Here is a 25575-nt window from a genome sequence, read left to right on the forward strand (position 1 = left end):
CCGATGAATGCCTTTCATCACAGCCGACAATCCTCTTTGGCCCGATATACTAAAGCGCACTGAGCACGATTTGTACCATCTGCCGGAGTATTGCGCCATCGAAGCCTGGATGCTCGGCGGTGAGGCCATGGCATGGGTTTACGAAAACGAGGGCATTATCGCGCTGATTCCGCTCATTTCGAGGCCGGTAGAAAGCTGCGAACGTTGTTTCGACCTTGTCAGTCCGTACGGCTATCCGGGGGTACTCTGCTCGCGTCGGCTATCAGGCGATGAGGCTGAAAACATCCTGAGGGCGTTCGACGAAGAAGCGGTTGCCGCTGGTTATCTCACTACTTTTCTTCGCCTCAACCCCTTTTATAACAACTGGGTATTCAGCCGAAACCTCACTTTCAGGCAGGTAATCCATGGCAATACGGTGTCGGTCGATTTGAAACAGCCGTTCGAAGTAATACGCAAAACCTACTCCGAAAACCATAGGCGCAACCTAAGAAACGGTAACGAAAGTTTTTATGTCAGAACCAACGACTACCAATCCTTTCATGCGTTCATTGAAGCCTACAACCAGACTATGCAAAGGAAAAAGGCCAACCCTTACTATTTTTTCCCCGAAACCTATTTCACCTCACTTCGTCATTTACTGGGCGAAAAACTGATGTATATCGCATTGCACAACAGTCAGGACGATGATTTTGTTGGGGGCGGATTGTTTACCCTGTTCGGTAATATCATGCAATTTCATCTTGGCGCAACCACCAACAAAGGCCTTTTAGGCAGCCCTTCGAAGCTGATGATCGATACAGCCATTCAGCTGGGCATCGGGCGAAAGGCATCTTTACTTCATCTTGGTGGGGGATTGGGCGCAAGCACAAGCGACGGCTTATTCCGCTTTAAAAAAGGCTTTGGTAATACCTTGCATACGTTTTCGAGCCTGCGTTTTATTCATCAGCCGGAAAAATATGCCCAACTCACCCTACGGGGAATCGATCCGCCCGAGTCTGCATCGGGCTTTTTCCCGGCCTACCGCAGATGACAGACAATGGCTATTTTCGTAATACCTTGGAATAATTAGCTTACGCAATGATCCTAAACCTGAACGGTTGCCATGGTCGATGAAGTGATAAGCCTAGCGTTCCTTTGCAAACACACCAAAAAGAACTTATAATGTCAGTATTTGATAAATCCTCCCTGAATAAACTGAGATCCCTGCATTCTGACAGCCGCATTCGGCCACTATGGAATGTGGTTTATTTTGCCATTCTGCTGCTCAGTTTTCACTTCATATATAAATGGTGGGCCGCAACAGGCTTTTACCCAATAAAAAATGCCGTCGACAGCCTTTTCGCTTTTGCCAGCGATATTCTGTTCAGGCAAAGCGACTGGATTCTGAAACATATTTTTAGAGCCGGACATACTACGAGCGACCAAACCATTTGGGTTTCGACGAACAACGGATTGTGGGGATATGTTGAAGTGAGCCCGGGCTGCACCAGTCTAAAACAATGGCTGCACTTTGTTTTTATCATGATTTTTTTCCCAGGCCCTTGGAAGCACAAGCTATGGTTTATCCCGGCCGGAATTGTAGTCATTCACTTTGTGAACATTATCCGTATCGTAGGCCTCACGCTTACGCTCAAACCCTGGCCCAACCATTTCGACTTTTTCCACGACTACATCTTTAAAACCTTTTTCTACTTCATGATTTTCGTTATGTGGGTTGTATGGGTCGAATATTTCCCGTCAAAACCATCAACAAAACATCGCTCATAGTCCAAAAATAAAAAGGCGAGACGATATACTGAACTGTATCAAGGCTATTCATAAGAGACCTTGTCTCTTAACCTTTACAGCGTTAAAAGGATAGTGTCACACCAACAAATACATTGCAATCACCGATTTAACACCTAAAATGTCTGACGTCATTTTTTAAGGCCCAGTATTACAGCAACATATCAAGCCGCTCCCGACGAATTACATCAAACTTCGGAAGACATGAAAACCCTTCCACACCTACAAAAACCACGGTCGCTCGCGAACCCCCTGAGGCAGGCTTTCCCCTTCGAACCAGGCCCGCTGTGAGGCGTAAAGCTTGGGAAAACGAACCGTTACCGGCAGGCTAGTGTCCCCAACGCTGCGCCAGTTGAGACGGGTAAACAGATACACCTCCTCCAGCAGCGCCATTGCGCCTGCTTCCGATAATGGTCTGCTGCTCTTGTGGATATAGATGCGGAGCGGCATGGGCTGCAACTTAGGACTTCCTGTGCCGTCATATCCGTTACGGTAGAGCAGATAATCGCCCGGATTTAGCCTGAAAACGCTGCCATCTTTCGGGTAACCGTATGTGTTCGTATGATCTCTCACGGCATAATCATCCGTGCCCGATTCGTTGATTTTCAGCACATACAGCTCCACCTTGCTGTCAAAGTCCTGAATAATTTGCAGTATGGGAGCAAACTCCCTGTCGCTCATCTGTTTGTGGTAGTGTACCACCATCCGTTCCGGCCTGCCGTGTCGGGCATGATATCGCCTCAGGGCTTCGCTCAGTTTGGCTGCCACCCCCTCGCTGTCGTTGGCCGGAAAAGCATCGTAGCCCATAAAACGCCCGCTGGTATCGAAACAAAAGCTTGCGCCCAGATATCGCATGCCATATTTCCGTGTCTGATATAGCCCAAAACCAACCACAAGCCCCGGTTTATTCTCCGTTTTCAGCACCCATGGAAGTCCCCCGCTTTTGGCAATAACGGCACTGGCGATATTGGGTATCCAAAAGTTAAAGAAAGCTTTGGCTTTTTCCAGTTTTTGGCTCTCTATGGCCTGCATCATCACCCCTCTTTTGAGCAGCAGTTCCCTGATGCGGTAATAAATGCTGTGCATGGCCGTGCTAACGGAAAAACGGCTTACCGGACTAAGGTAAATGGCAACATATTGTTTTCCCGGCTCAAAGCTTGTTGTTTGCAGCGCCCTGCTTAGTTCGGCAATGGCGTTTTTGGCTTCGCTGAGTACAATGTCGCGTTCGCCTTCGTGATAGCATGCCGTCCTGATAAAGTGGAATAATCCTTTCTCAGCCGTTCCAAACAACTTTCCGGATAGCCATTCCTTTAATATTTCATACCGTTTTTCATAAATGAAGAAAAATACGAGTTGACGGCAGGGCGGCGCAAGATATGGCCCGCCTTCCTGAAGCCCTTTGTATAAATCGGAATGTTCGCCCTTTCCAAACAGCAGCGGGATATTGCGTACTTTGTATAGATCACCGGCCAGGCTTACCTCTTCAGGGCTTGCACTGATGCGGAGTCCTTCTACGCTGTCAGGGAGGAGGTGCGTATGGCAGAATTCTTCCGTGCGCTTCAGGAAAGTCTCGTGTTTGTCCTTTCTCGGTACGTGCGCCCATTGTAATCCCAAAGCTTCCGAAAGCCGGCGGTTCAATACCGCAAAAAACTTTTCGGGAGAGCGTCCTGCCTCTGGTGGCAGTGCATTGATGTGAAGGATCTGATTGTCGAACAGCACCTTTCGGACATGATCGGCTGCATTGGGCTTCATTTCATTAATCCATGCCAGGGCTTGCTTCATTACGGAATGCTCTCCCGCAAAACTGACGCGTAATAAGTATTCTTCCGATGTCTTGTCGTACTGTACCCGCAGTTTCACTTCATTATATAGCCCGATCGTCCCTTTTTCTCCCGTCGGCAGCCAAACGCACAGGTTTCCGGCAAAATCCCTCTGAACGGCCAGCCTCTTTTTTTCGAAAGAACGCTGCAAGAGATATTCCATATACAGCCTTTTGAGCTTCGGATGGTCTTTAAGCTGAAGCTTGAGGCAATGATCCGGTGTGGTAACTTCCGCGTTAAACCCTAACCATAGATATTTCAATTTCGTCGTCCGCGACGCCTGCCCATCAGCAGCAATGTATTCTGCTATTGCGGAGGTCTTTGTCCTGATAGCGCCCGGAAACGACCGGTCTGAAAAGTTTATGCTAACCTCTTCGCTCAACGGCTTGACTACAAACCGGTTAATCGTGTATTCCCGGCGAAGTTTCTCCTGAGCCTTGTTCAGGTCAAGCGCCCTTTGCTGTTGCAATTGCTCAAAAAATCTCCCTGTTTCCTGATTGCTAACGTTTTGTTGTTTTTTTTCCATTGTTTTTTCAATTGGTTTGTTGTGTTTTGATCATCAATTCGAGTTCCTTTTTGTAAATTTTATAGGACTTTCCTATGCGTAAGTGCTTCAACCTGTTGGCCTTGCACCAGTTTACAATCGTTTTTGGACTTACATTATTAAGTAGTTTTGCCGCCTCCTTCGTACTCAGAAATACCGTTTCGCCATCTTCTGAACGACTTAATTTATTGTTTGCATCAACTGCGCTATTCTTTCCCTTTGGAAGATCATCGTGAGCAAGCGATGCCTCATAAGCATTTTCCTCGTAACCATACTTTTCCGCCCGGTAATGCTTTTGGATAAACTGATTGACAATACGCTGTATTTCCGTTTGCATTGTCCTGTTGTTTTCATCGCCCGAAGGACGCAAAAAGCCCCTTGCATTCAAACTGAGCGGAATTTTTTCAAGATGTCCGTTAAGGTGTTTATCGAGGTGTGCATAAAGAATAACAATGAAGTTTGCCAAAACGAATAGAATAGTCTTGTCTGTTTCCGTTCTTTCGATGCATTTGTCGATACAGCCGTTAAAAAATTCCTGAAGCGTCCTGACCGTTTTTTTCAGAAAAAGCGCCTTTTCATCCTCGCCTAAATTATTAAATTGATAAAGAAGATTTGACACCCCTGAATGCAGCGCCATGATGGCCAACACCAGATAGAAAAACAGCTTGTCCGAGTTTTCTGCTATGGGCTTGATTGCATGAAAAAGCTCATTGAATTTGTCTTCTTTATTCCCGGCAAACAGCCGCTGCAATGCTTCTTTAACATCTTTTTCCGCCCCGAAAGGTCTCTGAATAAGAAGGTGGTACAATGCATTTCCGGGTATTTCTTTTTCCTTTCTTTCTTTTAAAATACGAAACAGCATGGGGTCGTTATTCTCTTCGAGCCAGGGCATAAGACTCCCCTGCACAAGATGATGCATCAGCCCCAGATCTGGATCTGTCGTAATCTCAATGATTGGTTTAGGCATATAAATCCATAATTGTGGCTCAAAAATATAGCAATTAAATCATATAAAAGCAAGGAAAATTTCAACATTATTTTGTTGACAATTGAGCTATTTCAATAGGGGCAGGCGTTTTATGCATTTTGCAATCATGTTTTAATTGTATTAAGACACTTCCGGCACGCTGTTTTTTAGCAGCAAAACCCACGATTGTCTGCCATATAACGACAAAAAAAACCGGATGCTCCCCAGGGAGATCCGGTTTCGCCTGGCGATACCCGTCTTAGGCCGGCGTGATGGCGCCCAGGTATTGGCTGCGCGAAATGCGGTCGGGCTTCACCGTACCCAGCAGGACGCTCGAGGCCAGAAAGCCGGCAAACACATGAACGGTTTCGCCGCTCCATTCGGCCGGGAGCCTGAGTAGCGCAGCAGAGGCCTGACGCGTTGCCAGATTCAGCTCCACGATGGCATCGCCTTTGGCCTCGTTAAACGTGGTCAAAAAGAGGATGTCGTCGGCCGAAGCGCCTTTCGTGGTGCTGTTGTCAGCCCATTGCAGGCTAAGACTTGACGCCTCCGTGCTTTCCATGGCAGCTTCGCTCATTCCTGGTCTGCTGCCGAGGCTAAGCGCTACATTGGCATAATCGATGCTGAAGCCCGTTTCCCGATCGCCGGAAAGTGCATTCCGGAGGTTGAACGAAACCGCGGCATTGAAAGGATTCATCCGGCTTGCTTCCGCTTTGAAGCCGATGCTGATGAGTTCCTTCATGGGTCGAAGAAACCTGACCATCATGCCAAAGCGCTCGCGCTGAGCCAGCTGAGAAGGAGTGTTGGCCTGACGCATCCCCGAAGGCAACGAACGGAGGTAATGCACACCGTTCAGGCTGCCGCCAACCACGTTTCCGACCTTTCCGGAAACACCGCCGAGGATACCTTTTTTAATAATTCCCATTTTTTAAAAATTTATATGGATATCCTCAGCTACTCAATTACCGTGCATTCATGCCGTTTTTTCTCCAGTTTCCCTGAAGGCAGCTATCTTATTGCCTACTGACAAAATGGCCCCTGCCATTGGGGAATTTGGGGAATTTGCGGAAAGGAACTGTCAGGGCAATCGTCATTCCTTCCGCCCAAAGACCATAGAACAATTCCAGCGAAAATCCCCATAACAGCATCACATTCTTTTTCCCATTTCAGGTAACTTTCAATACCTCATGCATACCCGGTTTGCTTTTAACAGCCTTAAAGTCAATCAAATAATCAGCACATCACTTGCCAAATACCGAATCATCACCGCACAAACCCTTTGCCTCGCCCTGAATCTTGAATCATGAATCCCCCTCCCGCAACCCCTAACCCGTAACAAGACTCCCGTCCCCCGTCACTTGTCCCATGTCACCTAAAAAGAGCCAAGGGACAAGGACAAAGAGCCAAGTCAAAAAATGAGACATTAAACGCTGAAAACCAACGAAATATTTAATCTTGAATCTTTGAATTCTCTCCTACCATAACCCCCATCCCGTAACCCGTAACAAGACCTTTTACCAATCTTTGAATCTTGAATCTTTGAATTTTGAATTCCCAGCTCCCGTAACCCCCCTCCCGTAACCCGTAACTAGATTCCCGTCCCCCGTCCCTGAAGAAGAGCCAAGGGACAAGGAAAAAGAGCCAAGTCAAAAGTTGGAACATTTAACTCTGAAATCCAACGAATAATTGAATCTTGAATCGTTGAGTTCTCGCTTCCCGTAACCCGCATCCCTTAACCCGTAACCAAACTCCCGTCCCCCGTCACTTGTCCCTCGTCACTGATAATTTCGCCGGGCTGGGTGCGCGGGCCAGGGCAAACGGGGAGCGTGCGCCCCGGGTGAATGCAGCAAGGGCAGCAAATCTTGTGAGGCAGACCACGCCCCGGCGTGGACTGTTTGCATGACGGCATGCTGCGAAAAAATCAGGAAATACTGATCAGCTCCCGCCATATTTATATGAAACAATAATGTTTTGCATGCCGTTATGCACCCCTCACATAGATTTGCGCCCTTGATGCAGAGCGGGGAGTAAAAACTCGTTTGCCCTTGATTTTTGGTTCTTTTGATCAAGCAAAAGAACAGGAAGATGTCATTGTTGCAATCGTATTTAGCGTTCTGAGAAGGATCAGTGGGATTAGTTCGCGCGATGGAATCGCGCCTTAGCCCGAGATGACCAACCCCTCACCATCCACAACCTCAACCAATCTTGAATTTTGAATCTTTGAATTTTGAATTCACTCCTCCCCCCTCCCGCAACCCGCAACCAAATCCCGTCTCTCGTCACTTGTCCCATGTCACTGAAAAAACTCGTTTGCCCTTGATTTTTGGTTCTTTTGATCAAGCAAAAGAACAGGAAGTTGTCATTGTTGTTATTTTGTCGGTGTTCTGAGAAGGATGAATAGGATTAGTTCGCGCCATGGAATCGCACCTTAGCATGAGATGACCAACCCCTCAACATCCCCAAAATCAATCAAATTTTGAATCTTTGAATTCTCTCCTCCCGTAACCCGCCTCCCCTAACCCGAAAGCAAACTCCCGTCCCTCGTCCCCCGTCCCCCGTCCCTGAAAGAACCGCCGGATAGGGCGGGCAGGCCGCGCGAACGGCGGGAAGCGCTGGCGGGAATGCAAAAACGGCTGCAAATCCGGTAAAGCAGCCCGTGCGGGAGCGCGGGCTGTTTGTATGGCGCAATGCGACATTCAATCGTAAAAAATCACTTAGCCCCCGCTACTTTCCAGAAGGTGAACACGCGGAAGCATTGCGCCATACCCGCAACTTTACCAGGATTTGCGCTGTTTTTGCAGGGTGGGGAGGCAGCATCGTTCGCGCAAGGTCTTTTGGTGCTTTTGGACCAGCAAAAGCACAAAATATTCTTAGGTTTGTTTGTGCTCTAAGAGGCTTAAACAGTTTTAGCGCACGCGATGGAATCGCACCTTAGCACAAGATGACCAACCCCTCACCATCCACAACCTCAACCAATTTTGAATCTTTGAATTTTGAATTCCCCTCCCGCAACCCGCCTCCCGTAACCCGTAACAAGACTCTTTCCCAATCTTTGAATCTTGAATCTTCGAATTCTCTCCTCCCGTAACCCGCATCCCCTAACCCGTAACTAACCAAATCTTGAATATTAAATCTTTGAATTCTCTCCTCCCGTAACCCGCCTCCCCTAACCCGAAAGCAAACTCCCGTCCCTCGTCCCCCGCCCCTGAAGAAGAGCCAAGGAAAAAGGAAAAAGAGCCAAGTCAAAAACCTGAGCGTTAAACGCTGAAATCCAACGAATTGTTGAATTTTGAATTTTGAATTCACTTCCCCGTCCCCCGTCACTTATAAAATCGCCGGGTTGGGCGCGCGGGAAGCGCGAACGGCGGGAAGCGCTGGCGGGAATGCAAAAACGGCTGCAAATCCGGTAAAGCAGCCCGTGCTGCAGCGCGGGCTGTTTGTATGGCGCAAAGCGACATTCAATCGTAAAAAATCACTTCGCCCCCGCCCGATCTCCAGAGGGAGAACATACGGCAGCATTGCGCCATACCCGCAACTTTACCAGGATTTGCGCTGTTTTTGCAGGGTGGGGAGGCAGCATCGTTCGCGCAAGGTCTTTTGGTGCTTTTGGACCAGCAAAAGCACAAATTTTTCCATTTTAATTGATGCTCCAAGTTGCTTTAACAGTTTAGGTTCACGTGATGGAATCGAGTACTAGCCCGAGCTGACCAACCCCTCAACATCCACAACCTCAACCAATCTTGAATTTTGAATCTTTGAATCTTGAATCTTGAATTCTCCTCCCCCCTCCCCTAACCCGTAACCAAACTCTTTCCCAGTCTTTGAATCTTGAATTTTGAATCTTGAATCTTGAATATTGAATGCTGATCTTTGCACCATGCCTTCAACGCTACTGAAGAACTTTTTCAGCCTAAGCCTCGTTCAGGTAGTCAACCAATTGGTGCCCCTGCTGGTCATCCCGGTCGTACTGCCTGTAATTGGCCTCGAAGCCTTTGCCCAGGTTGCTTTTGTGCAGTCGCTGGCCACCGTCATGTCTTCGCTGGTCGACTATGGTTTCACGTATTCGGCCACGCGCAGGGTATCGGTACACCGCTCCGACAAGGTCCTGCTTAACAACATCGTTTCGGAGGTGATGAGTACCAGGCTGTTGGTTTTTTGGGGATCGGTGCTGGCGATGGCGGTGGTTTTTGCTGTCCTGCCGGTACAAACAGGGGGCTTAATGCTGTATGTAGGTGCGCTATGCTGGGTGCTGGGCAATGCCTTATGGCCCCAATGGTTCTTTTTGGGAATTGAGCGCATGCATTGGATCACCATCATCAACGCCTTTTCGAAACTGCTGTTTTTCCTTGCGGTTGTGCTGTTGTTGCAGCGGGCTGATCAGGCCTATATGCTGATCCTGTTTTTCGGCCTGGCCAACATTATGGCCGCCATGGCTGCCTTTGTCATCATGAAGGCTGGTTGGGATGTGAGGCCCGCCTGGGCAGGGTGGCGGCGCGTAATAACACAACTGAGGGAAGGCTGGCCCTTATTCGTTTCAACGGCCTCCACCACCAGCCTGGTCAACAGCAATGTGCTTGTGCTGGGGCTCTTTGTGCAGGGCGCTCCGCTGGGTTTGTTCGGGCTGGCCGAAAAGATTCTTTTGGCTGTGCAGCAGATACTTTCGACCTTTTCGCAGGCCACCTTTTCGGCCCTGTGCAATGTGGCTGCCGCGCGCGATGGCGTTGCGGACAGGCTCAGACGGTTTATTGTAAGAAATTATTTGTGGTTTTATTTTGTCTTTGTGGGACTTCTGATGACCGCCTTTATCAGCGCGGGCTGGATCATGCGGCTCATGGGCGGACAGGAAGCCGCCGACGGAGGGGCTATGTTGCGGCTACTGCTTCCGGTGGCTATGCTCATTGCATTCAATATCATTCCCGGACAACTGCTGCTTGCCGTTCACCGCGACACCTCCTATCGCTCGGCCTTTCTTGTCGCGGCGCTTGCCAATCTGGCCCTGAATTTTTTGCTTGCCCCGGCCTTTGGTGCCACAGGCACGGCTATTGCCATGTGGGCAACGCATATCGTTTTGAACCTTATGCTGTGGATACCTGCCTTCCGCCTCGTCCGAAAGCATTAACTTGCGCCCCTGTTTAACGCCCGTAACCGACCTTAAAATCTCATGTCTTCAAATGCAATGAAATGCCGGATATGTGAGCAGGAGCTCAGCCCTGACGCCTACCATGCGGAGGAGCGGATGTTCAGCACCGGACAGTCTTTTGCCTACCGGCGATGTGCCGCTTGCGGCTGTGTGCAGATTGAGGAATATCCGGCCGAGCCGGGCCAATACTACCCCGATTACTATTACAGTTTTGGCAAATGGGCCGACCCCCGTTCGCTCCGCGAACGTGCCAAGCGCCTGCGCAACCGCTGGATATGGTACAGGCGCAACCCGCTTGGCCTGATCCTCAACGCTTTGCTTCCCAATCGTTTTTTGTCCGTTCTGCGCCGACTGCCCAACGTTCATCCGCGCATGAAGGTGCTCGACATTGGCTGCGGTTACGGCGAACAGCTATTGGCCCTGCATGATCTGGGTTTTGTAAACCTCACGGGTATCGACCCCTACAACCAGCACGACATCAGGCACAACGAAAACCTGGTCATCCACCGCAGGCATTACAGCGAGCTGGAGGGCCGCTACGACCTGATCATGATGCACCATGTGCTCGAGCACATGCCTGCGCAGTCCGACTTCTTCCGCTGGGCTTCGGCCCATCTCGCCGATAAGGGATACCTTATCGTCCGCCTGCCGGTGTCCGACAGCCTTGCCTTCGAAAAGTACGGCGTTCACTGGGTGCAGTGGGACGCCCCCAGGCATTGGTATTTGCACACCCGAAGCAGCCTCCGCTTTCTTGCAAACAGTCATGGATTGCTTGTCAACCGAATGGTGTACGATGCCAACGGGATGCAGTTCTGGGGCAGTGAGCTTTACCGCAAAGGATTGCCGCTTTTCGACCGGGAGGGGAGGCCCACACCATTGCTGAGGCATTTCTCGCCTTTCAGGCTGCTTTGGTACAACCGTTATGCCCACTACCTCAACCGCCGTGGGCGAAGCGACCAGGCCATCGTGGTCTTCCAGCACGTTTCTAAGTCCGGGCAAGCATGAACAAGCCAATGCCCGAAATAGGTTTTGTATTATACGGAGCCACGCCGGCACAACTCGGCAAGCTTCGCGCCTGGGCACGGAGGCTGGGCGCAGGTCGCGTGCTCTTCGTCGAAAACAAAGCCGGACATGCCGTTGGTGACGTTGTGCAGGGCGACAACCGATACAGCGAATTTTCGGCATACATACAACTTTGCAGGCTTTTCGTCGGTCCCGGCCCCTTCATCATTGTCAACGACACCTTGCTGCGTACGCATTGGACCTGGGGATGGCGGGAAATCATGCGTAAGGCCCTGCATGCCGGGCTTCCGCAAGGGGCCATCACAGGCGATATCCGCCACGACCGCGACCACGTGGCGGGAAAACCGGCCACCTATCTGGCTTCATGGATATTTGGCATAGCAGGACGCAGCGAGCTGATCGCTTTTGAGCACGCCCTCACACAGGCGGTGCAACACAGCGATTCTCTGCCTGAGGCCTATCAAAACTGGCTCGACCGCTGGCTCAATCCTGGTCGGTTTTCGGGGGGATGGCACCGCAAAGCTACAGAGGCAGAGCGCCAGCGCAAACGTTTTTGTGTGATTACCGAACATCGCCTGAGTCAGCTCCTGCCCGGATATGGATTGGATCTGGTCTCCATTGGTACCTTCAGCCCAATCCGGTATCGCATGATCAGGATAGCCGACAGGTTACGCACCAGAGCTGCAGCCATCCGCGAACACATCCGCTCCCGTGCCTTCTGAGCACCCTTTGTACGACAGCAACAACCTCTGGCCTGACTCCAGTTAACTGAACAGAGTCCAAAAAAATATCCCCTGATACAATTGTTTTGCCCGCCACCCTACGAATCTTTCTATCCTAAACAATGGAACACAGATCACACTGATCATGCTGATTTTCACGGTGTCTCGTCCTGAAATAGGTTGACAAAAAATCAACTTAAATTAGGACAAGAAAAGATGAAAAAGTACGATCAAAAATTAAAGGAACGGGTAATAGCAGATTACCTGTCGGGCGGTGGCACTTACCGCCATTTGCAAGCCAAGTATGGCATCAGTTTCCAAATCATACATCAATGGGTTCAGGATTTTAAGGGCAAGGGCACCAAATCTCTGAAGCCGTCCAAACAAGCGGATGTAAAGCCTATGGAGGATTTACCTAAGGAGGTAAAGCTATTGCAGCATGAACTGCGGCAGGCAAGGCTTTACAACAAGCTGTTGGAGGCGTTGGTGGATATTGGCAAGGAGCAATACGGCATTGACCTGCGAAAAAAGCATGGCACCAAGCAGTCTTGAAAGTGGAGCAGCAGGAGCCTGACCGGGTAACCGGTTTGTGTTGCTCATTGCTTGGTTACAGCAGGCAAGCCTATTATCAGTACCAAAAACAACAGGAAAAAGAGGCGTTTCAAGCGGAACTGATTGTGCAGGAAGTGCTTCGCCACCGAAAGCTGCAAAAGCGAATTGGAGGCAGGAAACTCTTTGGTATGATGGACAGTTTCCTCCAGCAACACACCATCAGTATGGGCAGAGATGCCTTCTTTGATGTGTTGCGGGAGTATGGTTTGCTGGTTCGCGTTCGCAGAAGGAAAGCCAAAACCACTGATAGCGACCACCCTTACCGAAAGTATCCCAACCTGATAAAAGAGTTCATTCCCATTGCTGCCAACCAACTGTGGGTGTGTGATATCACCTACATTGTTATTGGCGATGGCTTTGGCTATCTGAGCTTGATTACAGATGCCTTCAGTCGAAAGATTGTGGGATTTTGCCTTCATAAAACCCTATCGGCAAAAGGCACTACTTTGGCACTGAAACAGGCACTGAAAAACAATCCAAACACCAAAGGTTTAATCCACCACAGCGATAGAGGCGTGCAATACTGCTGCCATGAGTATGTGGAAATACTGAAAAAAAACCGCATCAAAATATCCATGACTGAGAATGGCGACCCGCTGCAAAACGCCATTGCCGAAAGGGTAAACGGCATACTGAAAACAGAATTGCTGGAAGAAAGCTTCCAATCCTTTGCACATGCTCAAGAAGCGGTAGCTATTGCCATCAGCACCTACAACCATCTTCGCCCACACAGCAGCATAGGCAACCTAACGCCTTTTGAGGCTCATTCCCTCAACAATGGTACAATGCCAAAACGCTTGTGGAAGAACTATTATCAACCTAAACAAAAGCAAGTGGATATGGAAGAGGTTTAGGTTTTTTGAGGCATTGGGGCTTCTAAAGTAATTCAACGAAAAGCCGGATATTGCTACCCGGCTTCATAAACGAATTACTTCGTCAGCCACCGACTTATTTCCTGGTGAGTTGCTCCTCAGCATTGCTCACTTCCGCTTTCATCGGCAATGCAAAATTAAAATCGTTAAGCGGATTTAGGACTAAAAACAAAATGTAAATTTGTGTCAGGCGAGTCATCAAAAAAGTGTCAACTTTTTTTAGGACGAGACACGGATACAACCACCTACAACCATCGACAACCACGACAACTCCCACAACCACGACAACTCCCACAACTACGACAACCTCCCTTAACCCGCAACTCCTAACCCGTAACAAACTACCCGCCACCCCTCGAATCTTTCTATCCTCAACAATGGAATACAGATCACACTGATCAGGCTGATTTTCACGGATACAACCACGACAACTCCCACAACTACGACAACCTCCCGTAACCCGCCACCCGTAACCCGCCACCAATCTCATCCCTTCGTAGGGAAAACAACACCTAATCATTACATTTGCGTTTTCAAATCTGCCTTAAATGGGTAACAAACAACCACATCAAAGCCCACTCACGGCCACTTTCAGCCTTACCCAGCTTGCCGGAATGCTGGGGGCGCCTGCAGCTGTATTGCTGAAGCATTGGTGGAAGATTGGCCTGGCATTGCTGGCCGGACTGTTTGCAGGCTACCTTGCCGGACACTTCCTGCTAAAACCCAAATACCGCGCTGTTTACATCATTGCTGCCGAAGAAGAACAAACGCCCGGCATCGAACGCCTGGCTGCCCAGATAGGTCTCGACATGGGCCTGAGCAATCCCGGGGGCGTGTTCAGGGGCGAAAGCCTGGTACATCTTTTCCTTACCCGCAGCATGCTCGAGCGGGCGCTGCTTACCCCCATCGAACACAATGGCGTCTCCACCACCCCCGCAGCACTCTTTTTTGCAGGCACTTCACATGCCGGTAAAGAGGTCTTTAAGGAAGTCAAATTTGTACCTAACCAAAGAGATGTGGATCCCCTGGCCGACTCCGCACTCTATTTAACCCAGAAATACCTCCGCGAAAAAGTACTGTCGGTGGACAAACCCGACAAAAAAATGGGATTTATTTACGTCCGGGTCACCCACCGCGACCCCCTCCTTGCCGCAACTTTCAGCAAGCTGCTCATCAACACTGTCAAAGATTTCTACATCGAATCTGTCACTGTGAAAGCCCGCAACAATGTGGAAGTCCTGCGCAACGAAGCCGACTCGGTGCAAAAGCTGCTTTTGGGCAACCTGGTGGCCAGCGCCACAGCCACCGACCTCAACATCAACCCACTTTGGGAACGCATGAGGATAGAGCAAAACCGTTCGGTCATCAACCTCCAGGTAACCATTGCCCTGTATGCCGAGCTGATGAAAAACCTCAAACTTGCCGAGATAGCTCTGCGCAAGCAAACACCACTCATTCAGGTGATCGAAGAACCCCGCTTCCCCCTCGAGCGCGCCGGACTCAAACCCTGGCAGCTTGCATTGCTTGCGGGTTTTGTAAGTTTTGCAGTTGCTGCTGCGCTGGCCTGGTTTGCCGGCACCCAAACCGAAAATCGCAGCCATGCTTCGTAAGCTGCTTGGTGTCCTGCTTTTTCTGCCCAACCTCACCCCTGCCGGTCCCCTTTTCAGGTCCGAGATTTTTCCGTGGTCTTTCCTCTATGCTTTTCGCACCAGCCTCAGGCTAAGTTGGCCCTACCTGGCTTTTCTGGCATATCTGTCGCTCTCGGCCCTCTTCATGCTGCCACGCCTGCCTTCGCCCCTGGTGGGCGCACGAGCGCTCTTTGCCTTTGTCAATGCCACAATCATCTTTTTTGCCCTCATCAATTGCAGCGAAAAAGAATACCGCTTCCTCAATAAAGCCGTCGGTGTGGTGCTGCTGGTGCAGGTGGTGGTCAGTTTGCTGCAGTTCAGCGATTTGTTTCCTAAATTCCTTTTGCCGCTGATGTATTTTCTCATCGAGCGGTTCACTGCGGGCATCTACGGGGGCGGCAGGGGAGTGGCCGGCCTGTATGCCGAGCCGGCTTATGCCGCAGTGGCTGTGCACTATTTCTTTGCCTACCTCATGCTCATTCACCGTGGCGATACCCGCAAATGGTATGTCATCGCGCTGATTGCAGCCCTGGCGGTCTTCGATATTTTCATCCTGCGGTCGTTTGTCGGACTGGTCATGTTTGTGCTTTACATCATCACCCTGTTCAACCGCAGACAATTGCTGTGGGCTGGCCTGATCAGCCTGTTTGCACTTGCTGTGCTCATACATAGCCTGGGTCCGAGGGACGATGCACCCCGGGCCATTACCATTGCCTACAACCTGATCTTCGAGCAGGAATACACCGACTTCATCCCCTGGCTGGTCGAAAACTCCGGATTCCGCTTCGTCAGTGTCTGGGGAGCTTATGTTTACGGTTTGGTGCATCCTTTGGGCGCTGGTATCGGGGCATGGAGCAATGCCAGCATTGTTGCCATGGAGGCCCTGGGACTGCCCGCCGAAACCATCGCCCACTTTGCAAGCGAACATGGAGGACAGTTCGAAGGGGTGCGACCGACGGCTTTTGCCGCAGGCCTCATGCTCGAGGGCGGAATAGTGGCCCTGGCCATCTTCCTGCTTACGTTTGTGCCCTACCTAAGCAGAACCGAAATGCTCACCAACCGCCATGCCCGACCCATCTGGTTGTTTTTCGTTTTCAACACCTTTGCCCTGGGCAGCATTGGCGACCCCATCCCTTTCGCAATGCTCGCCCTGAGCTACCGAACTATATTCCCCCCTGAAGAACCGGAAAATCATGTGGACGAAAGCCTTGCCAATCAAACATCACCCCTTGGCTGACAACAACTAACTAAAAAACAGCATATTGCACGAGGTGAAGTTAGATCATGACATCAAGCCTGATAAAAACATATCATGATATACCTGGTATTTTGAAACCTGATTTTCCCCTCCAATCAACCTCTCCTCCGACCTCATGCAGCTTTATTTTTTCCAGGCTGCGCAACCTTTTATTGCAGCATCATATCTGCTAAATTTGCTACACGAAATTGTTCCGTTTTGCAATACACCCAACCAGCAGTATCGGTCATCATGCCCTGCTACAATTCGGCCGGCACCATAGCAGGAAGCATAGATGCTGTGCTCAACCAAACCTTCGACAAGTTCGAACTCCTCATTCTCGACGACGGCTCGACCGACAAAACCATTGAAATTGTCCGCGGATTTGAACGCAACGACCAAAGGGTCAGGCTGATTTGCTCCAAACAGAACAGGGGAGTGGTGCGCATGCGCAATATAGGTACCAGGCTGGCCAAAGGCAGCTGGATTGCGTTCTGCGATTCGGATGATGTGTGGGTGCCACAGAAACTCGAGTGGCAATTGAAGCTGGCCAGCCAACGTCCGGGAACCAACCTCTTGTATTCCGCGGTGTATTATGCACGGGAGCGCAATCCCCATGCCCGCCAGCTGGTACGCCTCCTGCCTGATGCCACCTACCACGACATGCTCAAAACCAATGCCATCCCAATGAGCTCGTCCATGTATCTGGTCGAAGCCCTCGGTAAGCTATACTTCCGGCCGGTGCCCGCACACCTGGTTCACGAAGATTATGCCTTCTGGCTTGATGTGTTTCGCTCCGGCAAAGTTCGCGCTGCATACCTCGACAAACCTACCACAATTATTTTGCTTCGTAAAGGATCACGCTCTTCAAACCCGCTGCGCGCAGCCCGCTCACACCTGTCTATCCTGTTGTCCGAAAACAGCCTGCCGTGGTTCAAAGTCATTTGGTATATGATCATCTACATCAGCATTGCTACACGAAAAAGACTGCCTTTCTGAATTGGAATCACATTTACAATTCGCGGATGAATCTTCTTGTCTGGCTTGCAGGGAGCATTAGCGTTCAATAATTCTCTGACAATTAACAGTTCTTGTGATATCTCTTCAGGCTTTTTTTTAGTTTTGCGCACGAATGCTATCCGTCGAATGACCAGCCATCGGCACATAAATAGAATCTCCGTTATCTCTTCGATTGCAGCTTGTCTGATCGTACTGGCTTCGGCCAATACCTGCTCGCAGACGCTGCCGGTGGGTCTGCCATTTTTTGAGGATGCTTTCCGGATGTCGCAACTTCAGGGCAGGTTCGATGCCAATGTCTCCTTTAGCATCCGGCCCTTGCAACCCGGCCGCCTTGCGCAACCGTACGACCTGCTCCGATGTGCACAAAAACTTCTCACCGACGATACCCTTTGCCCGGATGTGGCGCCTTCTATGCGTCTGCACATCCAACGCAACGAAAACAGGAAATGGACTGCCAAACGACAGGCCGGTTTTGAGGAAGCCAATTTCAGATTAGAGCTTATGCCGGTAGTCACACGCACCCGCTTCAATGGCCATCACCCTTACGGCTGGTCCGATGGTCCGATGGTGCCTGCGAAAGGTTTGCAGCAGTTTTTCTCGGCTGGTGTTTATCTTAAGGCGGGAATACTCGAAATGCAGTTCATGCCCGAACTGGTCTATGCCCAAAACAAGCCTTTTCAGAATCCTCCGGTCAGGCCACGCGATATCGACCTGCCGGAGCGCATGGGTCAGGACGAATACTTCCGCTTATTTCCCGGACAGTCGTTCGTCCGGCTGCACCTCGGCCCGGTAGCTATGGGCTATTCCACCGAAAACCTCTGGTATGGCCCGGGACTTAGAAACAGCATCGTACTCACCAACAATGCGCCAGGATTCAGGCACTTCAGCCTGATGACCAACCGCCCGGTGCACACCCCTGTGGGCACATTCGAAGCCCACATGGCAGCCGGACGTCTGCATCGCAGCGGGTTCATCTGGCCCCTCAGGTATGCCGACGGGGTCTGGCCCCCGGTTGCCGGCGATGTGGTGCCCGATACCATCAACGGAACCAAACCTTATGGATACACCAATACCATGGCCCTGGCCTGGCAACCCAAATGGCTTCCCGGACTTTTCCTGGGGGCCACACGGGCCGTACAGGCCAAAGGCGACCCGGACAACTTTTTGGATTATTTCAAAATACTTTACCTGAGTGCACGTGGTGAGAACCTCACCAACCTTCCGCCAGACGCCCAGGTGCTCAACCGGAACCAGCTCGCATCGGTTTTTTTTAGGTACCTGTTTAAGGAATCCGGCGCAGAAATTTATATGGAGATAGGCAGAGAGGATTTCTGGTACGACTTTCAGGACCTGTTGACCCGCCTTCAGTACTCCACCGCCTACAATTTCGGGTTCAGGAAGATTCTCAGCTTGCAAAAGAAAAACCATTGGTTGGAGACATCAGCCGAATACACCAAAGTGCAGGCGCCTTTTGGCAATATGGTAAGCCCCGGAACTTCCGGCTACAGTTTCTATACACATGGTGCGCTGAAAGGCTGGACACATCTCGGCCAGGTGCTGGGCGCCGGCATAGGCCCGGGCAGCAATATGATGACCTTCGGCATCCGCAGGGGATGGGGTCAACGAAGTTTGGGCCTCCATTTCGAACGTGTGGCCTACAACGAAGACCTTTTCTATACCTCCATTCCCTACCTGCGTCTGGGTTCAGGAGCCAACCCTTTTTTCGTGGATGTCAGCAAACATTTCGTGGACTGGGGCTTCCTGCTCAGCCACCAAAACCACCTGGGTAAACTGAAAGTTGATATACACCTTCATATCTTAAAAACCTACAACTTCCAATGGAACTACGATCCAAACGGTCAACCCGACCCGTTCCGTTTTCCGGGGATCAATCCCTGGTCGGTCAACGCCGGGATGAACCTGATGTATATGTTCTGAAGCAGCGCAGGATGAACGGTCATAAAATGCCTAACGGTACAGCCAGGCATCATGACTCCTCCTATAATCCGGGGATTCAGACGGATGCTTTTGTCAATTCCTACCTGCTGAGCAGGCAAAAAAGAGCCTTCGACATAATGCTTAGTCTGGCCATGCTGCCCTTTGCCATCCCTGCCGGAATCGTTTGCTGGATGCTGGTTTCGCTCACCATGGGATTTCCTGTCATTTTTGCCCAGCATCGTGTGGGACTTAACGGGAAGGTTTTTGTCATGTACAAGTTTCGTTCCATCCGCCGCACTTCCGACACCTCCAACGGTACTAAACATCATCACAACGACATCACCCCGGTCGGGCGCATCCTGAGGATGTTCCGCCTCGATGAGCTGCCTCAAATCTATAATATCCTACGCGGCGAGATGAGCTGGGTGGGACCAAGGCCCGAAATTCCACACTATGTGGAAATCTTCTCCGGAAAGCACCCCGATTTTAATGCACGGCACAATGCCCTGCCTGGCATCACAGGTTTGGCCCAGGTGCGCAACCCCAATGCCACCCCAAACGATAACCTTGAGAAACTCGTGCACGACCTCGAATACATCCGCAAAGCCAACCTGCTCACCGACCTGAAAATTTTGATCAGCACTGCATTAGTCGTCATCAATAAATGAAGCCCAGCGCATTCTTATTTGGCCTGCTGATGGTTATTCAGCTTTCGTTGTCTGGCCAGGATATCTTTGGTCCGGCTGGCTTGCGAAACCTGAATCCCGCCTCGCTTAGCAATGTGCAAATCCAGGCCATCCGTACCCAGGTGAAAGCTTCCGGGCTGTCGGATAACGACCTGCGCACCTACCTCATGGGCAAAGGGATGAGCCAGAACAGCGCTTCCGAGCTGATCCGCCGCTTGCAGGAAACATCCACAGGCCAGGCTGCGCAACAACCCCAGGAAAGCAGCTCAGTGCAAAACATCCCTCCGGCTACCGAGAGCCAGAAACTCCCTGCCTCAACCCATGATTCGCTTTTCGGCGCATCATTGTTCACCAACAGCCAGCTCAACTTTGCCCCGCCCCAGTTCTTTGCCACCCCGGTGAACTACATCCTCGGCCCTGGCGACCTGGTTAACCTGAGTATCACAGGAAATCAGGAGATTTTTACCGACATCCGGGTTGAGCCTTCGGGCAACCTCCGGCTCCCTTATGCAGGCAACCTCATGGTTGGGGGGCTTACCATAGAACAGGCTGCGCAAAAGGTGCAGGCCGCACTTGCACGCCATGGCTTTGAGTCGCTGCGCGACGGAGGTTCAAGGCTTACCCTCAGCATGTCGGCCTATCGATCCATACCGGTTACCATCATTGGTGCCAAACAACCCGGCAACTATTACGTATCCTCCATTGCCACAGCTTTCCACCTGATTCACCTTGCCGGCGGCCCCGGACCAGCTGGTTCCTACAGGGATATCGAAGTGATCCGCAAAGGGGAAGTGGTGGCAAAAATCGACCTGTACGACTTTCTGGTCAGGGGCGATATGCGCAATAACGTACGCCTTGAAGAAAACGACCTGATCAATATTCCGGCATATCAGATCATGGTCCGGCTCGAAGGCGCCGTCAAGCGTCCCGGATGGTTCATGCTCAAACAAGGCGAAACACTTGCCGACCTGATGAATTTTGCCGGTGGATTTGGTCCGGAAGCCTTTCAGGGCCATATTGCAGTGGAGCAGATCGGAAGCAATGCCCTGTTTTCCAAAACTATTGCACTGGAAGATTTTAACCGCTACCTGCCGGCAAACGGCGACCGTTTTTACGTGGGAACAGTGACCGACGAACGCTACCACAGGGTGTTTATCACGGGTGCCATCAAACGACCCGGTGCCTACGGTTGGCAGCAAGGGTTAAAACTCTCAGAGCTTATATCCTTGGCCGGAGGCCCTGCCGAAAGTCTGCTCGAAACCAGAGGCCTGATTTATCGCTCTGGTAAAAACCATACCAACGCTTACCTCCGTTTCGTTCCCGCCGAAATTCTTCAATCCAGTGCGGATATCCTGCTCATGGACGGCGACTCCATCGTGCTATCCGACCGCAAAGCATTTTTCCCCTACGGATTTGTGGATGTGGTGGGCGAGGTGAATGGGCCGGGTCGCTTCATTCTTGCACCGGGAATGACCGCCCTGGATGCCGCCCTGCTCGCTGGTGGAATGAAAATCTCTGCAATCACCCACAAGATTGAAATTGTCCGACGCAACGAAAACTTCGGCAAGTCAACGGTTGCGCTCGAAGTGAAAGCCGATTCTGACGCCTCCCTCAGAATCAGAGCCGACGAAGTGGAACTGAAACATCAGGATGTGGTGATTGTCAAACCAGACCCGGACTTACGTAACCAACATATCGTGTACCTGCGTGGCGAGGTTTCAAGTCCGGGACCATATGTCCTGCTCGAACGCAACGAAAAAATCAGCAGCCTGCTTCAACGGGCCGGTGGCCTGACAAACTTTGCCGACGAGAATGCAGTATTTATCCTTCGCAAAAACACCAATCCCTTGCTTCAGCGCGACTACACAAGCATCTCAAACGATGCTGATGCCTTGTTTGAGCTCGACTCACTGGCCGCTCAACGGGCAGTTGCCGAAGCATTCAACCGGAATAACACGCTGAATCGCCTCAACCAAAGCCCATCCTCAAACTTTGGCCAAACAAGTACTTTTTCTACTGGTTTCAGCATGGAATATGGACTGAGGAGCGAACCGGATGAAGAACTCATTCACATTGCCCTGAGCAACGTAAATAACATCATACGTCGGCCTGGCAGCCGGAACGACCTCCAACTGCAGGACGGTGACGAGATCGTGGTGTTGGAAAAAGACAACAGCGTTTCCGTCAGGGGTATGGTCAATAACCAGATCACTGTCAACTACTCCGGTAAGAATGTAAGAACCTATATCTCAGAAGCTGGTGGTGTGCTCCACAATGGCGCCAGAAACAGCCTCTTCGTCCTGCAACCCAACGGAAAGGCCGCCATGACGAAAAGTTTCCTGGGAATTAAAAACTACCCTGACGTACAACCCGGAAGCATCATCGTCGTGCCGGCAAAACCTGAAACCAAACGACGCATCGACCCTGCAGCTTCAGCTGCCATTGCTTCTATCATCACCTCCGTAAGCAGCCTGCTGTTTATCATCATCTCTGCCAGCAAATAATCAGCTGCCTTGGAGCACACGGTATCGTACCACCTGCCAGTCGATGCCAAACAATGGAAACTGCCAGCGGATTATGCCTGCATCCGGGCTGATGTATCGCACAGAGCGTGTCCCCTGAAACGAACGGTCTGTTTCCAGGACCACCCTGCCCACATCTTGAAAAGTCAACGTCTTTTGCTGATAGCTCGACATAACTGTATCTATCCTGACCAAAGGTTCATCAAGCCCGCTCGTCCGTACTGGCCAGCCTCCATCCGGGTGCGCAGGATAATAATACATACGCGTCCTTCCTTTGGATTTTCCCTCATGAAAAAATTCAATGGTCAGGTAATGACAGGGCTCTTTGTTTGCGCCAATCGGAGGACAAAACGAAGAACTTTCGCTGACGATTTCATACTCCATCCCGTAAAAGGGCCAGGCAACACGCACTTTCAACACCTCTTTACGTGCAATAGCCTCCCGGCTCCCGGGGTGCAACACATCCACAGTATCTATCCTGCTGCTCAACACATAGACCGAATCGCGGAAAAAGGCCCCTGTAGCCTGCTCCTCAAGTATCCAGTAGCTTCCCGGAAGATGATAAAAAGCGCGCTTTAGCTCAGTTGGAAGAGAAGTGTCCTTTACTGGCACAGCTGGTTCCGTGCATGCGGATAACCAAACCAATCCGATTAACCACTTAAACCTGATTTTAATCAAACGACCGAATGACATATGCAGCGTTAATCACTATTGATGTGACAAATGTACCCTTTACCTGAATCAAACATCTGTTGGCAGATGACTTAATGTGACTATTAATAATTTGTGCATGAGGTGTATAGCAAAAATCTCAATCAAATCCATGTACGGATATTTATTTTTGGGGACGCATGCAATACCATCTCCAAAGGTAAATGTATTCAAAAAAAAATTGAGTCCCGTATGTGATTTATGTAAATTTGCTTTTCATTACAGCAACCTTAGCGAACCAACGTGCATCTGAAGCATCGTAAACCAACAGAATTCACTGAAGTTGCCAACCAAACCAACCAATATGGTTTCATCGCTGGCTAAAAGATACTCGGACAAGTTTCTCTCGCGCTGGATCGTATTTATCTTCGACAGCGTAACGGTGTATGCCACCTTCATCCTGGCCAACCTGATCAGGCACAACTTCGAATACATTGCGCTCAATCCTTATACTGTTGAGCGACAGTCGATTATCGTGCTTGTCCTTTACCTTACAGGGTTTCTGCTCACCGATTCCTACCGTGGCATCATCCGCCTCACCGGCATGGCCGATGCCCTGCGCCTGTTCAAAGCCACCGGCGGCGCATTTCTGGTGCTGCTGTTCATCAGCCTGCTCGCCCGCGACCTTCAGCTTGGCAAAACCTATGTGCCCCCCTTGTCGGTTTCCATCATTCACTTCCTGCTTGCCGTATTTACCCTGGTGGGCAGCCGCTTTGTCATCAAGTCCATCTACAGCCAGTTGCTCAACCAACAAAACCGCAGGCGCATCCGTGTGGTCATCTATGGGGCCGGAGCGGCCGGCATGCTCACCCGCAATGCCCTGATTCAGGATGTGCTGTTTCACTACGATATCATTGCTTTCATAGACGACAACAGCTCCAAGGTCAACAAAACCCTCGAAGGTATCCCGGTCATGTCGGCCGACAAGGTGCTCGATGCAGCCTTTATCAAACGCAACAAGGTGAGCCAGCTCATCATTGCCATCCAGCGTATGGATGTGAACTACCGCAACCAGGTCATCGAGAAAGGCCTCGATCTCAACCTGCAGGTCAAGGTCGTTCCGCCCATCGACAACTGGATCAACGGCCAGCTGAGCGCCGGCCAGCTGCGCCAGGTAGCCATCGAAGAATTGCTGGAGCGCGATCCCATCCGGCTCGACAACGAACAGGTGGCTGCCGAACTGCACAATAAAATCATCATGGTTACCGGTGCGGCAGGTTCCATCGGAAGCGAGATAGCCCGGCAGGTGCTGAGCTACAAACCCGGCCGGCTCATCCTGGTCGACCAGGCCGAATCAGCCCTGTTCGACCTGCAGCAGGAAATCAATAGCAAAGAAAAACTCAGGCTTTTGGCCGACAGGGTAGTATATGTGGTGGCCAGCGTGAAAGACAGGATGCGTATGGAAGGGCTGTTCCGCAAATACAAGCCTGGTGTCGTTTACCACGCCGCAGCCTACAAACATGTACCCCTGATGGAAGACCACCCCTACGAGGCGGTGATGATCAACGTGTTTGGCACCAAGGTGCTTGCCGACCTGGCTGTGGCTTACAAGGTGAAAAAATTCGTGATGGTGAGCACCGACAAGGCGGTGAACCCCACCAATGTGATGGGCGCCACCAAACGCATTGCCGAGATGTATGTGCAATGCCTGAGCAACGGCAGCACCCAGTTTATCACCACCCGTTTCGGGAATGTGCTGGGCTCCAACGGCTCCGTGATTCCCCTCTTCCGGAAGCAGATCGAAAAAGGCGGCCCGGTCACCATCACCCACCGCGACATCACCCGCTATTTCATGACCATCCCCGAAGCATGTAACCTCGTGCTCGAAGCCGGTGCCATGGGCAACGGAGGCGAAATTTTTGTGTTCGACATGGGCCGTCCGGTCAAAATCATCGACCTCGCACGCAAGATGATCAAGCTGAGCGGTTTGGTCCCCGATGTGGACATACGCATCGAAGAGGTCGGACTCCGTCCGGGCGAAAAACTCTACGAAGAACTGCTGGCCGGGGAAGAAAACACCATCCATACCCACCACCGCAAAATCATGCGCGCCAGGGTACGCGAAGTGGACTACCAGTGGATCTGCACCCAGCTCAACGAATTGTCGCACCTCATCCTCGATGGCGACGACTTCCGCCTGGTCGAGAAAATGAAAGCCATGGTGCCCGAATTCATCAGCAACAATTCGGTGTTCGAGAAATTGGACCAAAAAACCGGGGGAAGTTGAGTTCATTCACAGTGAGGAGTAAACGGACAAGTCCTCTGCTTAGCATTTGCGTGGCATCACGCCCATCCGAACTGCATAAAAATATTCTGTGAAAACCGAGCCTAACCTTAAAATTTCACCC

The 25575-nt window shown here is 50.9% G+C and carries 19 protein-coding genes; 15 read left to right on the forward strand and 4 right to left on the reverse strand.

Features of this window, described 5'->3' with window-relative positions; all coding sequences use genetic code 11:
- Positions 1–7 precede the first annotated feature (7 nt).
- Entirely contained in the window at positions 8–1030 is a 1023-nt protein-coding gene (locus IPM52_10490) for a hypothetical protein (protein MBK9292036.1), read from the forward strand.
- 131 nt (positions 1031–1161) lie between these two features.
- Complete coding sequence (locus IPM52_10495; GenBank protein ID MBK9292037.1) at positions 1162–1767, forward strand: archaeosortase/exosortase family protein; 606 nt, start codon at positions 1162–1164, stop codon at positions 1765–1767.
- 240 nt (positions 1768–2007) lie between these two features.
- Here the strand turns inward: IPM52_10495 and IPM52_10500 are convergent, their stop codons facing one another.
- The 3 genes from IPM52_10500 to IPM52_10510 form a co-directional block, all read right to left on the reverse strand.
- Positions 2008–3768 (reverse strand): hypothetical protein, encoded by a 1761-nt coding sequence (locus IPM52_10500; protein ID MBK9292038.1) that lies wholly within the window; start codon positions 3766–3768, stop codon positions 2008–2010.
- A gap of 370 nt (positions 3769–4138) precedes the next feature.
- Positions 4139–5116, reverse strand: coding sequence for a helix-turn-helix domain-containing protein (locus IPM52_10505; GenBank protein ID MBK9292039.1), 978 nt, complete (start codon positions 5114–5116; stop codon positions 4139–4141).
- 259 nt (positions 5117–5375) lie between these two features.
- Positions 5376–6041: a hypothetical protein gene (locus IPM52_10510; protein MBK9292040.1), complete on the reverse strand. Its 666-nt coding sequence runs from the start codon at positions 6039–6041 to the stop codon at positions 5376–5378.
- Positions 6042–7321: 1280 nt separating this feature from the next.
- Between IPM52_10510 and IPM52_10515 the strand changes: the two genes are divergently transcribed.
- The 12 genes from IPM52_10515 to IPM52_10570 all read left to right on the forward strand — a co-directional run bounded on the left by IPM52_10515 (position 7322) and on the right by IPM52_10570 (position 22498).
- The gene (locus IPM52_10515; protein MBK9292041.1) at positions 7322–7504 is read left to right on the forward strand and encodes a hypothetical protein; all 183 of its coding nucleotides are present in this window, start codon (positions 7322–7324) and stop codon (positions 7502–7504) included.
- Between the two features lie 1489 nt (positions 7505–8993).
- A complete protein-coding gene (locus IPM52_10520; protein ID MBK9292042.1) occupies positions 8994–10235 on the forward strand; it encodes an oligosaccharide flippase family protein in 1242 nt (413 codons plus the stop codon).
- A gap of 42 nt (positions 10236–10277) precedes the next feature.
- Positions 10278–11261: a class I SAM-dependent methyltransferase gene (locus tag IPM52_10525; protein ID MBK9292043.1), complete on the forward strand. Its 984-nt coding sequence runs from the start codon at positions 10278–10280 to the stop codon at positions 11259–11261.
- On the forward strand, positions 11258–12001 hold the full coding sequence (locus IPM52_10530) for a hypothetical protein (protein ID MBK9292044.1): 744 nt from the start codon (positions 11258–11260) through the stop codon (positions 11999–12001). Before IPM52_10525 ends, IPM52_10530 begins: the two co-directional genes overlap by 4 nt.
- 216 nt (positions 12002–12217) lie before the next feature.
- Positions 12218–12553 (forward strand): transposase, encoded by a 336-nt coding sequence (locus tag IPM52_10535; protein ID MBK9292045.1) that lies wholly within the window; start codon positions 12218–12220, stop codon positions 12551–12553.
- A gap of 2 nt (positions 12554–12555) precedes the next feature.
- The gene (locus IPM52_10540; protein ID MBK9292046.1) at positions 12556–13467 is read left to right on the forward strand and encodes an IS3 family transposase; all 912 of its coding nucleotides are present in this window, start codon (positions 12556–12558) and stop codon (positions 13465–13467) included.
- Positions 13468–14033: 566 nt separating this feature from the next.
- Positions 14034–15095, forward strand: coding sequence for a hypothetical protein (locus IPM52_10545; protein ID MBK9292047.1), 1062 nt, complete (start codon positions 14034–14036; stop codon positions 15093–15095).
- Entirely contained in the window at positions 15085–16350 is a 1266-nt protein-coding gene (locus tag IPM52_10550; GenBank protein MBK9292048.1) for a hypothetical protein, read from the forward strand. Before IPM52_10545 ends, IPM52_10550 begins: the two co-directional genes overlap by 11 nt.
- 219 nt (positions 16351–16569) lie before the next feature.
- Positions 16570–17349, forward strand: a complete 780-nt coding sequence (locus IPM52_10555; GenBank protein MBK9292049.1) for a glycosyltransferase family 2 protein — start codon at positions 16570–16572, stop codon at positions 17347–17349.
- Between the two features lie 147 nt (positions 17350–17496).
- Positions 17497–19308 carry a hypothetical protein gene (locus tag IPM52_10560; protein ID MBK9292050.1) on the forward strand — a complete coding sequence of 604 codons (1812 nt, stop codon included), beginning with the start codon at positions 17497–17499 and terminating at the stop codon, positions 19306–19308.
- Positions 19309–19319: 11 nt separating this feature from the next.
- Positions 19320–19976, forward strand: a complete 657-nt coding sequence (locus IPM52_10565) for a sugar transferase (protein ID MBK9292051.1) — start codon at positions 19320–19322, stop codon at positions 19974–19976.
- Positions 19973–22498 (forward strand): SLBB domain-containing protein, encoded by a 2526-nt coding sequence (locus IPM52_10570; GenBank protein ID MBK9292052.1) that lies wholly within the window; start codon positions 19973–19975, stop codon positions 22496–22498. Before IPM52_10565 ends, IPM52_10570 begins: the two co-directional genes overlap by 4 nt.
- On the opposite strand, the gene IPM52_10575 is transcribed toward IPM52_10570, so the two are convergent.
- Positions 22499–23128 (reverse strand): hypothetical protein, encoded by a 630-nt coding sequence (locus IPM52_10575; GenBank protein ID MBK9292053.1) that lies wholly within the window; start codon positions 23126–23128, stop codon positions 22499–22501. It abuts the gene before it with no gap.
- A gap of 403 nt (positions 23129–23531) precedes the next feature.
- Between IPM52_10575 and IPM52_10580 the strand changes: the two genes are divergently transcribed.
- Positions 23532–25454, forward strand: coding sequence for a polysaccharide biosynthesis protein (locus IPM52_10580; GenBank protein ID MBK9292054.1), 1923 nt, complete (start codon positions 23532–23534; stop codon positions 25452–25454).
- Positions 25455–25575: the final 121 nt, after the last annotated feature.

The organism is Bacteroidota bacterium (assembly GCA_016715945.1).
Classification (GTDB): Bacteria; Bacteroidota; Bacteroidia; order Bacteroidales; family F082; genus JALNZU01.